A 15,212-nucleotide genomic window follows, 5' to 3' on the forward strand; every position below is an offset into this window, starting at 1 on the left:
AACTTGGTTGCTGATTGCCAACTCAACCATGTGCCTCAATAGGTTACACCCCAACTAATTCCCCAACACGCTCTAAGAGAGTAATTTGCAATTTAATAAGTAAGTATGAGCAAGAAGCCGCATCGTACCGTCAGCTCGGGCAAAAATCAAACAGTCCTCCGCAGTAGGCGTTAGCGCATGCGGCCAGCTTATAAGTCAGTTTTTTGTGCTGGCTTGGCAGCTAACGGGTTTCCAAGGTATACACAGCGGAACGTTGGTCTGTCCTTATCTTTACGGCCCAATCTCGCTTGTTTCCTATGGCTGATATTTCAGTGACACCTTTAAGAGCAAAAGCCATGCTGCCACCTGGTGGAAGCTTTATTCCGCTTTTCACCACTTTTGTACACCCCTCGGCCCAGCAACGGGTGGCGGCAGTGCTGCAAAGTACTTTTTTGAGCGAGGGCAAACTGGTGAAAGAGTTTGAAACCCGTCTGGCAGCCGAACTGGGAATGGTGAATCCCGCAGCTCTAAACAGCGGTACCAGTGCTCTGCACCTGGCCCTAGAAGTTGCTGGCGTGGGTGTCGGCAACGAAGTTATTCTGGCCCCGCAGACGTTCATAGCCTCGGCCCTGACGGTAGTACAGGTAGGAGCCAAGCCGGTTTTTGCCGACATCCAGTATAACACCGGCAACATCGACCCGACCGACATTGAGCACCGCATCACCCCGCGTACCAAGGCCATTATGGCCGTGCATTGGGGCGGTTACCCCTGCGACATGGTCGAAATCAAGGCCATTGCCAAAAAGCACAACCTGTTGGTAATTGAAGACGCGGCTCACTCACCCGGTGCCACCTACCAGGGCCAGCACATTGGCTCAATCTCCGACTTTACCTGCTTCTCCTTCCAAGCCATCAAGCACTTGACTACCGGCGACGGCGGCGCTCTCTGCGCCCTCGATCCGGAGAAAGCCCGCGAGGTGTTTCGTCGCCGCTGGTTCGGCATCGACCGCGCCAATTCACCGACGAATGAGGTAGGGGAGCGTGAGTATGACCTGTTCGACGTGGGCTACAAATACCACCTCAACGACTACTCCGCCGCCTTGGGCCTTGCCAATCTCGACGGCTTCCAGGAGCGGATGACGCGCCGCCGTACTTTGGTGGAGCAATATAAAGAGGGCCTGCAAAAAGTGCCTGGCATCACGCACTTCGAGCGTAAAACCGACCGTGAAAGCGCCCACTGGCTGTTCGGCTTCCATGTGGAGAACCGGCTTCAGTTTATCCGCGCCCTCAAAGGCAACGGTATTGCTGCCTCTGTGGTACACGATGGCATTGACAACAACACGCTTTTCGGTGGCAAGCGCTCGGAGCTGAGTAACCAGCGCCGATTCGACGAGACCCAGATTCACATTCCCTTGCACGATGACCTGACTTCTGAGCAGGTAGCATACATCATCGACGTCATAAAGCAGGGTTGGTAAGTTATCCTATGAAAATTGTATTGTTTGGAGCCTCCGGCTTCGCTGGCCGCAACGTGGCCGACATGTTACGCTCGCACGAGGTGGAGTTTGTGGGCGCCTCGCTCACCACCGGCCTCGACCTGCGCGACACGGTGGCCACCGCCGCTTTTTTGCGCGAGCACCAACCCACGCACATCATCAACTGTGCCGCCCACGTAGGCAGCCTCAACTACGTGACCGAGAAGGCCGCCACCGTGGTATCCGATAACTCGCGCATGGTGCTAGGGATGTACGAAGCTGTTGCTCAGGAGTGCCCCAAGGCACTGGTTGTCAACCCTATCGCTAACTGCGCTTATCCTGCCACTGCCGATATTTTCAAGGAAGACGAGTGGTGGAACGGCCATCTACATCGCTCGGTGCTAAGCTATGGCACTAGCCGCCGCCTGCTGTGGGCTGTAGCCGAGTGCTTTCAGCTGCAGTACGGCATTCGGAGCATTCACCTACTCACGCCCAACATGTATGGGCCCTACGACTCGACCGACCCCAACAAGGCCCACGCCCTGAATGCGCTGATTTCGAAGTTTGTGAAAGCGGGCAAAACCAATCAGCCCGAACTGCCTATCTGGGGTACCGGCGTGGCCATCCGCGAGTGGCTTTATGCCCCCGATTTTGCTCGTCTCATGTGGGATGTGCTACAGAACCCTGACCGCGAAGGGTTGGGACAGCCCACCAACCTGGCCCAGAACGACGGCCTGAGCGTGAAAGAGCTGGTCGACATTATCCAGCATAAGTTTAACTACCCAGGCAAGCTGAAATGGGATGCGACTAAGCCCGACGGCGCGCCCAAGAAGGTGATGGATGACAAGAAGTTTCGTGAGATATTCCCGGAATTCAAGTTCACCGGTTTTGAGAATGGCATTGCCGAGACGGTGAAATACTACGAATCGGTTTACCCTTATTAATTCTTTTATGGCCGGTAATACCCAACTGCTACAAAGCGACCAATACGACACCTCCCTGCTTCAAAGCTGTGGGGAAGATGTCTTCATTAGTGCTAAGGTCGAGATTCGTCGGCCACATCTGGTACGCGTAGGCAGCCACGTCGCCATCGACTCAGGTGTGTACTTGACCACAGCGGCCGAAATCGGCGACTATATTCATCTCTCGCCCTATATCACCATAATTGGGGGGGCACAAAGTAAATTTATTGTAGAAGATTTTGTGACTATTGCTGCTGGCAGTCGCATCATTTGCGGCTCTGACCAGTTTATGGGCGATGGCTTTACAAGCGTAACAGTTCCCGAAGAATTTCGTGATACTGTGGTTTTTGGTACTGTTCGTTGCTCGCGTTTTGCCGGAATCGGCACCAACGTCGTAATAATGCCAAACGTGACAATAGGGGAAGGTAGCGTAATTGGAGCCTGCTCATTAGTAACGAAGGATACTGAGCCATGGACTGTGTACGTAGGTGTGCCCGCACGGCCAATAAGAGTGCGGCCACGTGAGAAAATGCTAGCGTATGCCAGACGTATGGGTTACTAATGGACCAATAGCGCGGCAAGCGAAAAGAATCTCACCATCATGTTTATATGATTGATTATAAAATATCGTATGTGGTCACCACCTACAATAAACTGCCTTACTTAAAGCAGGTGATGGAACGTTTGGTGGCTGCCCGGCAGCCCGACGAGGAAATTGTCGTGGCCGATGGGGGAAGCAAGGATGGGACTCCAGCGTATTTAAGAGGGCTGTTCGACGCGGGCTTGATTCAGCAATACGTTTCGGAGCGTGACAAAGGCGAAGCGCACGGTTTCAACAAGTGCATGCTAATGGCCAGGGGGGAATTGATTAAGATCATCACAGACGATGACGCCTTTTGTTACCCGGCCATCCGCGAAGCAGCCGACTTCATGCTTTCTCGTCCCGAAGTAGACGTGTTATGCGCAAATTCAGGACAGTTGTATATAAATGATTTAAGTATTATAAATTTATATGCGTACAGCCGGAATAACTATTTAAAATGGTACAAAGATTCTACAGTTACAATTATGCTTGGACTGCCACTTATTATTCGCCGTTCATCTTTATCGTTGACTGGATTATTTAATACGAATGCAGTACTGGTAGACACAGAGTTTACTGCTCGTATTACTGCCTTAGATGTAAATATCGGATGGAGTTCGGCAATGCTTAGCGTAAGGATAGACAACCCTGATAGCAATTTCAATAAATACGATGCAGCACTACGTGACGAAGAAGCGGCTCGTGTAATGTATTATTATGACAAAAGTTTTCGTAATGATCCTGCAAGCATTCTGTGGCAACGGATTCCCCTCAAAGAATGGCTTAATAAACCGGTTGAATGGCTCAAAAAACCCATAAGGCCAGCAAAAGATGCGATTTTTCGGTTACTAGATATTCCGCTCTGGAAGCCTGAAGTTATTCCGGCCTTCCCAACTGATTACAATAAGGACACGGTAGACGACCCAATAATTACTGCATTCCAATTGGCAGATAACTGCATGGCTAATTTTAACGCTGCACATGCAACCGAATTTGTATTCAAAACCAGTACCTCTGACATCGTCAAAGTTTTGCCAATTAGTCAATAGTCCGTAAAGAACATAAGCGTATGCCAGACGTATGGGTTACTAATGGACCAATAGCGCGGCAAGCGAAAAGAATCTCACCATCATGTTTATATGATTGATTATAAAATATCGTATGTGGTCACCACCTACAATAAACTGCCTTACTTAAAGCAGGTGATGGAACGTTTGGTGGCTGCCCGGCAGCCCGACGAGGAAATTGTCGTGGCCGATGGGGGAAGCAAGGATGGGACTCCAGCGTATTTAAGAGGGCTGTTCGACGCGGGCTTGATTCAGCAATACGTTTCGGAGCGTGACAAAGGCGAAGCGCACGGTTTCAACAAGTGCATGCTAATGGCCAGGGGGGAATTGATTAAGATCATCACAGACGATGACGCCTTTTGTTACCCGGCCATCCGCGAAGCAGCCGACTTCATGCTTTCTCGTCCCGAAGTAGACGTGTTATGCGCAAATTCAGGATTTATAGTATTAGAGGATTTGTCAAACATCTTCTTCTATGAATATAATAGAATAAATTTTCTACGTTGGTATAATGAAGGTGCAGTTACCCACTTAATCGGTCTTTCCCTCATCATCCGCCGTTCATCACTTGCACTGACCGGTTTGTTTCATACAGGGTCAGTACTTGTTGATTCTGAATTTACTTTCCGCATTACCGCTTTAAATGTTAACATTGCTTGGAGTTCGGCTTGGCTGAGCATGCGCTTAGATAATCCGCAGAGCAATTTTCGCAATTTCAATGCACCATTACGTGATGACGAAGTCATACGTATGATGTATTACTATGATAAGCAGTTTCGAAATGATACTGCAAGTATTCTCAAGCAGCGCATCCCTTACAAAGAATGGCTTAAAAAGCCAATTCGCCCAGCTAAAAATGCGGTTTTCCGGATGCTTAATATTCCTGTATGGGAAGCGCCTACTATTCCTTCTTTTCCTACTCATTACCAACACAAAGCTGGTGATGACGTGCTTGACGCTGCTTTTAGAATAGCAGATGAGTATATGAAGGAGTATAATGGACAGCACTCTACTGAGTTTGTTTTCCGAGCGAATGAATCATCAATTGCCAAAACATTGCCATCTATCAACCAGAGTTAGGTTAATCTTATTTTCACCGTGTGATCTACGAGAGCCGTGCTATTTCCAAATAAATAGCTTCTCAAGCACGACAGAGAGAGTGCAAACCTAATTACTATTCTCGACTGTTTAATTTAATAATGCAGCAGTAATAATAGTGGGTACAAATAAATACATTTCTTTAAGTTTTTAATATGAAAGTTGCTCTGATTACTGGCATTACTGGCCAGGATGGCGCTTACCTTACCGAGTTTCTGCTCGAAAAGGGATACGATGTCCATGGAATTAAGCGCCGTTCGTCGCTATTCAATACCGACCGCATCGACCACCTGATGGCCGACAGCCATGGCCGTAAAAATCCGCGCTTGACCAACCATTATGGCGACTTAACGGATTCCACAAACCTGATTCGTATCATTCAGGAAGTACAGCCCGATGAAATTTATAACCTGGGTGCCATGTCGCACGTGAAGGTATCATTCGATGCACCTGAGTACGTCGCTGATGTTGACGGGGTGGGAACACTACGTATTTTAGAAGCTGTACGCTTACTTGGGCTTACTAAAAAAACTAAAATATACCAAGCTAGTACGTCCGAACTATACGGTCTGGTGCAGCAAGTTCCCCAAAGTGAGACTACGCCATTTTATCCGCGTTCTCCCTATGCCGTTGCCAAGCTTTATGGCTATTGGATTACGGTAAATTACCGTGAAGCCTACGGCATGTTTGCCTGCAATGGTATTTTGTTTAATCACGAAAGTCCGCTGCGTGGCGAAACGTTCGTAACCCGCAAAATTACCCGTGGGGTGGCGCAGATTGTATTAGGTATGCGCGATGACATTGCGCTGGGTAATTTGGATGCAAAGCGCGACTGGGGGCATGCCAAAGACTATGTAGAAGCCATGTGGCGCATCTTGCAGCAAGACGAACCAGAAGACTTTGTCATCGCTACGGGCGTAACCACAACGGTACGTGATTTTGTCGCCCTTGCGTTTGGGGAAGTAGGGTTAAAAATTGACTTCGAAGGAACCGGTAAAGATGAGATTGGACGCGTAGCGGCTTGCCTCAATCCGGAGTACCAAGTACCAATCGGCACCGTGGTGTGCCGCGTAGACCCTGCCTACTTCCGCCCCACTGAAGTGGAACTGCTTATTGGCGACCCGTCCAAGTGCAAGGCCAAATTGGGTTGGGAACCCAAGTACGATCTGCCGGCCCTAGTCAAGGATATGATGAATAGTGATATTGATTTATTTAAACGAGATGCCTACTTGTTGGAAGGGGGACACAAAGTATCGTGGCAACATGAACAGCATCAATAGCAAGTATTTGATCGATTATACCATGGTCCTAATAAAAGAGGATTCGTGTAATAGAATAAAGGGAGAAGGGCAGGAACGGGTAATATTTATACTCGGTAATAAAATACATTCCGAAAGCTTACTCCACCACGGTTGTTATGTGTTCATATGAAAGTTTATGTCGTAAGCCTGCGTCGCGATACTGAGCGGCGTCGCTATATAGAAGGCCACCTTAAATCCCGAGGCTTAGAATATGAAATCGTGGATGCAATTGATTATCAGGAAATGACATCTGATGATTTTGCTGCCTCAACGGATGAAGCAGCCGTGCTTTCAAATCCTTTTTTCACAAAGGGAGTACAGGCGTGTGCGTTATCGCACGCAAAAATATACAGCCTCATAGCTGCTTCTAGCGATAAGGCGGCTCTTTTGATTGAGGATGACATCGTTCTAGCACCAAACATTAAGTCTTTACTGGCTATAATTGAGAAAGAAATTGCAACTGAGGAAATTATTTCACTTTCCTATTATAGCCATGGTCAAAATCCCATTAAATTTAGCTTATTAGACCCGAGAATAATAACCGAACAAAGCACACTATTTTATCCAACTAATCTCGATGATATAGCTGCGGCGATGGCTTATGTCATGACCCCCGCTGTTGCAACGAAAATGTTGGCTGCCACATTACCCGTGCGCGTTCCGGCTGATGCCTGGGGTTCACACTATCGTAATGGGGCCTTCACATCTTTCCGCTGCTTATATCCTAAACCTGTTGAACCAGCCATTTTCCCTAGCACTCTTGATTACGCTGCGACGATACAATCGCCTGCCCGGCAGCAATTGACATTATTAGTTAATAAGGTTTCCGCAATTGTGCGAAGAAAGAGGATTCCTTTTTTACTACAGTATTTAGATAAGAGGAATAAAAAGAGGATGGATAACAAGTCGGCTATTCGGTTCGTTACTACTAGTCCCTTCAATACTTTTTAACTTTGTGGTGGTCTAATTCAGGATGAGGTTGTAACTGATGTTACGCGGTGAATTGGGCTAATTCCTGGTACATGGCTTTGATTCCGGTCAAATAGAGTTGCGCTTTCAAACGGAAATGCCCCATTTCGCATTTGAGTACCTTTAACTTGGTGTAAGCCAGAATAGCGGCAAAGAAATGGTTGGCCTGGGTGTTGGGCGTTTTCGTGGGTGATTTGCCCATCGACGTGTTATGTTTGAGTTACTTGTGGTATTCTTCGACTTTCCACCGTCTTTGGTAAATCGGCGGTGGTCTAAAGCAGGGTGATACCTTGAGGTCTGGTCAATTAATTAACGTTCTCAAAATGCAGCCAGCGTATCGAAAACAAAGCTTTTCTGCTTGATAGAATTAGCCCAAATAGCCGCACCACCTCATTTTAGACCACCGCCGGTAAATCATCGTCAAGTGGGCGTGGTCCAGGCTCGTATCGCTGCTGACCAGGTATAGCATGCCCTGCGAGCCGTCCTTGTTTGTAAAGACTTGCCTGGTTACAAGCACCGCCGGCTGGACGGACCGCAAGATGGTGTGGTCCAGTAAAAACGGACAGTGAGCTAAGTGGGGTAGTCCAGCAAAAACAGACAGTGAGCTAAGGTAGGTTGGATTTCAGGTCGTGTTCGAATTGGTGGTGCGAGCGGTAGTCCAGGGCGGAGTGTCGGCGGTCTAGGTTGAAGTACGTGTCGAGGTAGTGGGTCACTTCCAGCTGGGCTTCTTCCAGTGAGGCAAAGGGGCTGCCACCGGGCAGTAATTTGGTTTTGAGCGTGCTCCAGCCGGCTTCGGCCTACGCGTTGTCGTAGGGGTTGCCGGGCCGGCTAAAGCTGGGCACGGCGGCGGCGGCGATGCGGGCGCGGCAGGCCTTACTCGTGTACTGGCTGCCCCGGCCGGCGTGGACGATGAGTCCCGGCTCGGGTTGGCGCAGCCGTCAGGGCTTGCTGCAAGGCGTGGAGCACGAGTTCGGTGGGCATCTGCGCGGCCAGGTGCCACCCCACGACCCGGCGGGAGCAGGCATCGCGCCAGGTGGACAGGTAGCACCAGCGCCCGCCCACTAAAGGCAAATATGTGATGTAGCCGACCCACACCTGGTTCGGGGCGGTGGGGGCCGGCTGGCCGCGCAGGCAGTTTTCGGCCACCACCGCGGCCGGGTCGGCGACGGTCGTGCGGGGGCGTTGCGGGCGGGTACTTAGCGCCCGCAGGTCGTGGCGGTGCAGCCACGAGCGCAGGGCGTAGCGCCCCACGGCATGGCCTTCCGCGCGTAATTCGACCCGCAGCCGACGGGTGCCGTAGCGACGGGCATGGCGCGTAAACGCCGCCTGCGCGGCTTCCTGCCACTGCGCGGTGGAGCGTGCGGGCCGTTGCTGCCACTGGTAGTAGCCGGCCGGGCTCACGGCCAGCGCCCAGCACAGCAGCTGCACGGGCCAGCGCTCGGTGCAGGCGCGAATGAACTGGTAGCGGCTCATGACTAAGGGGGCTGGAAGAAGATGGTCACGACTTTTTTTAAATGTCGTGCTCCATTTCCACGCGCTTAAGCTCGGCACGCAGGCGTTTGATTTCGTCGCGCTCGGCGCTGCTGGGCACGGCTTGCTCCAGCGCCTGGCGCTGCCAGCGGCCCAGCAAGGCCGGCGAAATGCCCTGGGCGCGAGCCACGGCGGTTTGCCGGGCCCCGGCCACCACTTGGCGCACGCACTCGGCTTTGAAGGCGGGCGTATATTGCTTGCGGGTGGCGGGCAGGCCGCCAGGATTCAATTTCTCGGTCATGGGCAGTGGAAGTTAAGACTTCTCACTATCCGTTTTAGCCGGACCACCTCAATTCAGGTTTTCAGTCATGAGCAGCGGAAGTTAAGACTTCTCGCTGTCCGTTTTAGCTAGACCACCCCAGGCGCACCGCCCGCCTAACTGAGCCGTGACTATCATAACACTACTATACTAATCACACCCAGTTAGACCACCATCCAGAATATAACGCCCGATGAAGTAGCAGCTGCCGCGTCTATGGTCGAGCTTCAGAACGCCTGATGCTCTACTTCCAAACGGACTAGTAAATGGGAGAAGGTCAACGTCTGGTTGCAATCTGAGGTTACCTCAGCTTGTCGTACTTATCTTTGCTGATGAAAGCAAGCAAAAGGGCGTGGCATTTATTATCTGAGTCCTTCCAAATAGCCCCTAATGCTGGGCTTATCGAAGAATCCTAACGATAGGAGGCTTCAATGCAAAAAGGCTTCAGCACTAAAAAACAAATATTTTTTTTAAGATACGCATGAGTAAAGGAATTATAAGGCACTCGCTTGAAAGCGTAAATTTCTACCTTTCGGGTTCACAGAAGAGAAAAGCCGCTTGGATGTTCATTTTATTGTTGTTCACTTCCTTTCTTGATGTGATAGGTCTTGCGTCGCTTGTGCCTATAATGATGGTAGCTGCTGAACCGAACGGAGTACAAAAAAATAGATTTTTCGCAGCAATTTATCAAGGTTTGCACTTTCAATCCGAGCAAAAATTTCTCTTAGCCTTAATTATATCAGTATTTTTTTTCTTTCTATTTAAAAATGCATTTGCTACTTGGGTGACCTATTTGCAGGCAAGGTTTACTGCCGACATAGGCTTAGGTATCATTAAGTCACAGATTGATAAATATCTGCACTTTCCATATTGGAACTTTAATAACTTAGGCTCCTCTAATTTAATTAACAGTGCTTTGTCGGTTCCACAAAGTTACGTTAGCATGGTAATCCAGCAACTTTTCAGTCTGTTCTCAGAAATGGCTGTAATGCTAGTTATCGTGATTAGTATTATTCTTTATAAGCCGTTGCTGCTGATGTTGCTGGCAACTGTACTAGTTCCTTCAGCTGTGTTGACTTATCGCTTTTTGAGGTCTCGTTCACAACGTATCGGACTTCAGGTAAACAAACTGCGGCCCAAATCCTATGGTCTTATTAGTGATTTATTTTCTGGCTTTATTGAATTAAAGCTTGCCCATAAGCAATACCGCTTTCGTGACAGGCTTTTGGAAAATGAGCGAGAATTACAACTTTTAGGTGCTGAAGGCTTTCTATATTCGTTGTTGCCTCTGAAAGTTATAGAAATGGTTGCCATTTTAGGAGTACTGACCATTTTTTTTTATGCAATATTTGTCCCTGGTACATCCACCAATTTAATTACGCTAATAGGTTTATTTGCTGCTGCTGCATACAGAATGATGCCATCAGTAAACCGAATGCTTACATCGCTGATGTACATTAAGCAGAGCCAGTCCAGCATCGAAAATCTGGAAGAATACCGGGAGCCACATTATAATGAGATGCCCCCTCCGCACCAACTACCACTGCGCTTTAACCATACTTTGGCATTCGACCACTTGTGCTTCAGTTTCCCAGGTGAAGAGAGTCACCCAACATTAAAGAATATAAGCTTAACCATCAAAAAGGGTGAGAAGATTGGCTTTATTGGTAGTTCAGGCTCCGGTAAAACCACTCTTATGAATGTGCTATTGCGTTTCTACATCGAGCAAACCGGCAGCATTTTAATAGACGGACAGCCTTTAACGGCTCAGCACCTCGTGGATTGGCACCGCATCGTTGGATATGTGAAGCAGGATACCTTTCTAATGGAAGCGTCCATTCAAGATAATATAACACTAGGAGATTCGAAGATAGACAGAGCGCGACTGGACTATGCAATAGAACAAGCATCGTTGCAAACCTTTGTCAATGGGTTGCCTCAAGGAGTCCACACTTATATTGGGGAGCGCGGCTCTAAATTATCGGGGGGGCAACGTCAGCGCATCGGCATCGCTCGAGCCTTGTATAAACGTACAGAAGTATTGGTGTTGGATGAGGCGACAAGTGCTTTGGATAACGAAACTGAACGCGAGGTGAACGAAGCTATTAATAAATTGTCGGGCACAGAAATAACTATTCTTATTATTGCCCACCGAATCACTACACTGCGTGGGTGCGATAGAATCTACGAGCTGGGTCTTGGCGAAGTAATTGCTGAACATCAATATGATAGTTTGATACAGAGTATCATTTAGTTTATTATATATAAGGAGTTTTGTATAAAATTTCTTGTCAAGTGCTTACTGACTACTCATTGACACGAACTAATAACGCGATTTTTTTATCAAATTATCTTGTAATTAGCTCATATTATCACTGCTCAATTTCGAGTTAATGTCTATCTCCATTGTAATCCCATCAACTGGTACTCGTACCACAATTTTGCTTGAGTCAATTCAAGCAGCTTTAACTGCTTTAGATAATATACCAGGTGAGGTTATAGTTATAAAGCAAAAAATCAAAAGGGTCAATATTCAACATTCAAAATTACGTATTATAGATGTTGAATTTAATAATGTCTCATCAAGCCGTAATTTGGGCGCAAGAGTAGCTAAATACGATGTATTGTTTTTTATTGATGATGATATAGTCCTAGATACTGATAATGTTGCAAGGCTCGTTGAGGTTTCGCGAATTCTGTCAGGTCCATATTTGGTTTCTGCAATTTGGGTGCATTCAAAACAAGTAATTGATTTGAAAAAGCATACATTCCTTGGCCAAATGTTGGGTATGTATTTTCCACAAGATTCTTATGAAACGAGGTATAAAAAATTAAATAAGGCAAATGACTGGCAGGATGGTACATTGTTCAAAAGTGCGATGAAGAATGTATTTTGGGAGTTATGCTTTTCGATGAGACGGGATGATTATTTGCGCGTTGGTGGGATGAATGAAGCATTCGACTTTGGTTATGAAGGAGTTGATTTCTTAAAGCGAGTTCTTGACAAAGGCATTTGCTATTATGTTGATGCTGCAAATGTTGTGGTACACAACGAGTGGGATAAATTCGATGATTGGAGTATTCCAGAAAGACGATGGAAGACTGAGGCCCAGTTGTTTAATGATGGTAAAGGCATGATGGGGTATTCAAGGCGCAATTATGTCTATAAACTGATTTATGGAGTCATTATTCATGCTTTTGCGATGCCTTTGCGAGCCTTTTTACATGCGGCTTCTGTGAAAACAAGGTTCCTGTCTAGTTATTTTAAATTATTTGATATTTATCTTACTTCTATCTTCTGGCACCAAATTAAGTGGAGCACTATTCGTAGTATCCCCCAGCCCTGATGCCGTTCTGAATTTCATTAAAAACTGTGTTTGGTCTTCTCAATTAAGATTTGCGACTAAAAGTTGCGAGGTATGCGCGTATGAAAATTCTTATTGCTCTTGAAGACTTACGCATTGGTGGCGCGCAGACGTTTGCACTTCGGCTAGCGCAGGCCTTGCGGATTGCCGGACATGAAGTTCATCTCTACAGTCATTATGCACACTTGTTGAACAAGGAATTGGTGCGCCAACTTGCACCTGATGTACCAGTTATATCGCATGGCGACTATTCGGCTAGATGGGAATGGGTTCTACGCAAGGCCGATGGGTTATGTCGGCGATTAGGAATTAATAGTTCCTTGCATGAAAGAAGCGTTGTTAACCATTTGCAAGAACTAATCAGGCGCTTGCGTCCGGATGTAGTCAACAGCCATACAATAAAGGCAGACTATGCTGCTGCGCTGGCATTAAAAGGGACAACTATTCCGCTAGTGATTACTATGCACGGCTGCTACGAGTTGTTTCTACATAAAGCTAATGCGAGGATTGTTGTAGATAAAGGAGTATATGCTCTTAAGCATGCAAAGGCTATCGTATATCTCACAAGTAAAAACCTGGAAATATTCCAGCAGGTGGGAATTCGGCCGCTTGAGACCATTTTAAATCGTAAGATTTATAACGGATTTGATGGCCAAGTAACAAAGGGGCTTCAACACACACGCTCTGCCCTGGGTATTCCTTTCGATGCTAAGGTATTTGGAATGGTAGCTCGTGGAATTCCCGAAAAAGGGTGGGCACATGCGGTGAATTCATTTCTGGGCTTGGAAAGTGCATATCCAGAATTACACTTAGTGCTTGTCGGAGAAAGTGATTTCCTTATGAAACTAAAAGCAATGCATCCGCATCCGCGATTGCACTTTACAGGCTTTGCTTCAAATCCAATTGATTGGATCGATACCTTTGACGTAGGACTACTGCCTAGCTATTTCCATGGTGAGAGCTTACCTAATTCTATTGCGGAGTACCTCTCATGTGGAAAGCCTGTAATAGCCAGTCGTATTGGGGAAGTGCCAGCAATGCTCACATCTACTGAAGGTTTAGCTGGAGTATTGCTTGAACAAGCCAATTGGCGACTTACGGATCCTAATCAGCTTACCGAGGCAATGCATGCTTATATTATCCAGCCTGAATTGTTAGCTGAACATAAGCACCGGGCCTCATTAGCTTTCGAAAAATTTCGCATGAAATATTGCTTGATAGCTTATGAAGAATTGTTTCAGTCTGCTATTCAATCCAGAATAGCATGACAGCATCTGATGCTAGTATAGGAAGCCGCCGTATCATCTTGCTCATTCCCAACCTTGGCCTTGGTGGTGCGCAACGTGTATTTCACGACCACAGCATAGAGTTGGCCAAGTCATACACCGTGACAGAAGCTGTGTTCAATCTTAAAGGCGGCGATTTATACCCGAGCGGCAATTCTGTGGTCAGCCTGGAAGTGGACGGGGGAGGCGGGGCTTTGGCTAAGCTTTTTAATTTCCGGCGACGCATCAACGGGCTGCGCCGGATGCGGGAGCAGTTGCGTCCAGTGGCATGTATCAGCCACCTAGAAGGGGCTGACTATGTAAACCTGCTTAGCGGCGGCCCGGGGAAAATCATTCTATGCGTGCATGGTTCTAAGCTGCACGATGCCAATATACAAGGCCCTGTTGGCTGGCTACGAAAAAAAGTGCTAATACCGGCGCTTTATAATCGAGCTGACCGTATTGTGACGGTTAGCCGCGACATCATTCCTGAACTCGTTGCCGGTTTCGGCGTGAAGCCTGAGAAGCTTCAAACCATCAATAATTTTTTTGAGGTTGCGCAAATCCAGGCCAAAAGTAAAGAGTTGTTATCAGTAGCTGAGGCAGCAGTATATGCCGCTGCGCCAGTGCTGGTAACATCGGGACGGCTAACTCGGCAAAAGAATCAAGCCCCGTTGCTGGATATCTTTGCGGATCTGCTAAAGCGACATGCGTCCAAATTGGTATTTGTGGGCGATGGCGAATTGCGGGCAGACCTCACTGCTCACGCCCGAGCGTTGGGCTTGCGCGTATTTGCTGCGTGGGAAGAGCAGGGAAGTATTACGCCGGACTATGACGTGTATTTTTTAGGGCTTCAGCAAAATCCATTCAAGTACTTGCGTCCAGCGGCAGCTTTTGTGTTCCCTTCGGCCTGGGAAGGCTTTCCCATGGCTTTGGGAGAAGCTATGGCGTGCGGCCTGCCCGTACTGAGCACGGATTGTCCCACGGGCCCACGCGAGATGTTGGCTCCCGATTCTGCCGCTCCCACTATTGCATTGCGGCAGGTGGAGCGCGGCGCCTTTGGAGTGCTATTGCCCATGCTTAACCAGCCTCTCACATTGGCCGCCGACCAAATGGCTTGGACCGGTGCAATAGACAGCTTGCTGGCCGATTCAGTAGAGCGTAAACGGCTGGGCCAATTAGCACGTGAGCGAATGCAGGACTTCACTCGGGAGCGCATTTTTGGCCAATGGATACAGATGCTGAAGGAGGTGTGCGGTGATTAACCGGCCCCTTACGGTATTGGTGGTGGATAATTCGCGTGCCATTACGGGGGCACTAAATGCTATGCGGCATGCATCCGGACCATTGCACGCGAGT

The 15,212-nt window shown here is 48.0% G+C and carries 13 protein-coding genes and 3 pseudogenes; 11 read left to right on the forward strand and 5 right to left on the reverse strand.

Annotated elements, in window-relative coordinates:
* Window positions 1–335: 335 nt before the first annotated feature.
* The 7 genes from LJ738_RS18400 (at window position 336) to LJ738_RS18430 (ending at window position 7,416) form a co-directional block, all read left to right on the forward strand.
* The gene (locus LJ738_RS18400) at window positions 336–1,457 is read left to right on the forward strand and encodes a DegT/DnrJ/EryC1/StrS family aminotransferase (RefSeq protein ID WP_227787820.1); all 1,122 of its coding nucleotides are present in this window, start codon (window positions 336–338) and stop codon (window positions 1,455–1,457) included.
* Between the two features lie 8 nt (window positions 1,458–1,465).
* Window positions 1,466–2,398: an NAD-dependent epimerase/dehydratase family protein gene (locus LJ738_RS18405; RefSeq protein ID WP_227787821.1), complete on the forward strand. Its 933-nt coding sequence runs from the start codon at window positions 1,466–1,468 to the stop codon at window positions 2,396–2,398.
* A 7-nt stretch (window positions 2,399–2,405) separates the two neighbouring features.
* On the forward strand, window positions 2,406–2,978 hold the full coding sequence (locus tag LJ738_RS18410; RefSeq protein WP_227787822.1) for an acyltransferase: 573 nt from the start codon (window positions 2,406–2,408) through the stop codon (window positions 2,976–2,978).
* A gap of 47 nt (window positions 2,979–3,025) precedes the next feature.
* Window positions 3,026–4,048, forward strand: a complete 1,023-nt coding sequence (locus tag LJ738_RS18415; protein ID WP_227787823.1) for a glycosyltransferase family A protein — start codon at window positions 3,026–3,028, stop codon at window positions 4,046–4,048.
* Window positions 4,049–4,138: 90 nt separating this feature from the next.
* Window positions 4,139–5,146, forward strand: coding sequence for a glycosyltransferase family A protein (locus tag LJ738_RS18420; RefSeq protein WP_227787824.1), 1,008 nt, complete (start codon window positions 4,139–4,141; stop codon window positions 5,144–5,146).
* 173 nt (window positions 5,147–5,319) lie between these two features.
* Window positions 5,320–6,444, forward strand: coding sequence for a GDP-mannose 4,6-dehydratase (gene gmd / locus LJ738_RS18425; RefSeq protein ID WP_227787825.1), 1,125 nt, complete (start codon window positions 5,320–5,322; stop codon window positions 6,442–6,444).
* Between the two features lie 147 nt (window positions 6,445–6,591).
* The gene (locus tag LJ738_RS18430; RefSeq protein ID WP_227787826.1) at window positions 6,592–7,416 is read left to right on the forward strand and encodes a glycosyltransferase family 25 protein; all 825 of its coding nucleotides are present in this window, start codon (window positions 6,592–6,594) and stop codon (window positions 7,414–7,416) included.
* Between the two features lie 40 nt (window positions 7,417–7,456).
* Here LJ738_RS18430 and LJ738_RS21670 read toward each other — a convergent pair.
* From LJ738_RS21670 to LJ738_RS18445, 5 genes and pseudogenes are all read right to left on the reverse strand, one after another.
* Window positions 7,457–7,699 (reverse strand): annotated as a pseudogene (locus tag LJ738_RS21670) (transposase); the annotation flags it as partial.
* 153 nt (window positions 7,700–7,852) lie between these two features.
* Window positions 7,853–7,972, reverse strand: a pseudogene (locus LJ738_RS21675) (IS701 family transposase); the annotation flags it as partial.
* Between the two features lie 67 nt (window positions 7,973–8,039).
* Window positions 8,040–8,207, reverse strand: a pseudogene (locus tag LJ738_RS18435) (hypothetical protein); the annotation flags it as partial.
* Window positions 8,208–8,307: 100 nt separating this feature from the next.
* The gene (locus LJ738_RS18440; RefSeq protein ID WP_227787827.1) at window positions 8,308–8,907 is read right to left on the reverse strand and encodes a DDE-type integrase/transposase/recombinase; all 600 of its coding nucleotides are present in this window, start codon (window positions 8,905–8,907) and stop codon (window positions 8,308–8,310) included.
* 37 nt (window positions 8,908–8,944) lie between these two features.
* Window positions 8,945–9,205, reverse strand: a complete 261-nt coding sequence (locus tag LJ738_RS18445; RefSeq protein ID WP_227787828.1) for a transposase — start codon at window positions 9,203–9,205, stop codon at window positions 8,945–8,947.
* A gap of 499 nt (window positions 9,206–9,704) precedes the next feature.
* On the opposite strand from LJ738_RS18445, the gene LJ738_RS18450 reads away from it, so the two are divergent.
* The 4 genes from LJ738_RS18450 to LJ738_RS18465 all read left to right on the forward strand — a co-directional run bounded on the left by LJ738_RS18450 (window position 9,705) and on the right by LJ738_RS18465 (window position 15,118).
* Window positions 9,705–11,477, forward strand: coding sequence for an ABC transporter ATP-binding protein (locus LJ738_RS18450; protein WP_227787829.1), 1,773 nt, complete (start codon window positions 9,705–9,707; stop codon window positions 11,475–11,477).
* Window positions 11,478–11,616: 139 nt separating this feature from the next.
* Complete coding sequence (locus LJ738_RS18455) at window positions 11,617–12,570, forward strand: glycosyltransferase family 2 protein (protein ID WP_227787830.1); 954 nt, start codon at window positions 11,617–11,619, stop codon at window positions 12,568–12,570.
* 80 nt (window positions 12,571–12,650) lie between these two features.
* A complete protein-coding gene (locus LJ738_RS18460) occupies window positions 12,651–13,856 on the forward strand; it encodes a glycosyltransferase family 4 protein (protein ID WP_227787831.1) in 1,206 nt (401 codons plus the stop codon).
* Window positions 13,853–15,118, forward strand: coding sequence for a glycosyltransferase (locus LJ738_RS18465; RefSeq protein ID WP_227787832.1), 1,266 nt, complete (start codon window positions 13,853–13,855; stop codon window positions 15,116–15,118). Before LJ738_RS18460 ends, LJ738_RS18465 begins: the two co-directional genes overlap by 4 nt.
* Window positions 15,119–15,212 lie beyond the last annotated feature (94 nt).

Origin of the sequence: Hymenobacter plasmatis (assembly GCF_020711255.1) — a bacterium.
Classification (GTDB): domain Bacteria; phylum Bacteroidota; class Bacteroidia; order Cytophagales; family Hymenobacteraceae; genus Hymenobacter.

Bases quoted from the DNA above. Each gene is read 5' to 3' on its own strand.
- LJ738_RS18450 (WP_227787829.1), top strand. From the start codon at position 9,705: ATGAGTAAAGGAATTATAAGGCACTCGCTTGAAAGCGTAAATTTCTAC.
- LJ738_RS18460 (WP_227787831.1), top strand. From the start codon at position 12,651: ATGAAAATTCTTATTGCTCTTGAAGACTTACGCATTGGTGGCGCGCAG.
- LJ738_RS18410 (WP_227787822.1), top strand. From the start codon at position 2,406: ATGGCCGGTAATACCCAACTGCTACAAAGCGACCAATACGACACCTCC.
- LJ738_RS18430 (WP_227787826.1), top strand. From the start codon at position 6,592: ATGAAAGTTTATGTCGTAAGCCTGCGTCGCGATACTGAGCGGCGTCGC.
- LJ738_RS18400 (WP_227787820.1), top strand. From the start codon at position 336: ATGCTGCCACCTGGTGGAAGCTTTATTCCGCTTTTCACCACTTTTGTA.
- LJ738_RS18405 (WP_227787821.1), top strand. From the start codon at position 1,466: ATGAAAATTGTATTGTTTGGAGCCTCCGGCTTCGCTGGCCGCAACGTG.
- LJ738_RS18440 (WP_227787827.1), bottom strand. From the start codon at position 8,907: ATGAGCCGCTACCAGTTCATTCGCGCCTGCACCGAGCGCTGGCCCGTG.
- LJ738_RS18455 (WP_227787830.1), top strand. From the start codon at position 11,617: ATGTCTATCTCCATTGTAATCCCATCAACTGGTACTCGTACCACAATT.
- LJ738_RS18415 (WP_227787823.1), top strand. From the start codon at position 3,026: ATGATTGATTATAAAATATCGTATGTGGTCACCACCTACAATAAACTG.
- LJ738_RS18420 (WP_227787824.1), top strand. From the start codon at position 4,139: ATGATTGATTATAAAATATCGTATGTGGTCACCACCTACAATAAACTG.
- LJ738_RS18465 (WP_227787832.1), top strand. From the start codon at position 13,853: ATGACAGCATCTGATGCTAGTATAGGAAGCCGCCGTATCATCTTGCTC.
- gmd (WP_227787825.1), top strand. From the start codon at position 5,320: ATGAAAGTTGCTCTGATTACTGGCATTACTGGCCAGGATGGCGCTTAC.
- LJ738_RS18445 (WP_227787828.1), bottom strand. From the start codon at position 9,205: ATGACCGAGAAATTGAATCCTGGCGGCCTGCCCGCCACCCGCAAGCAA.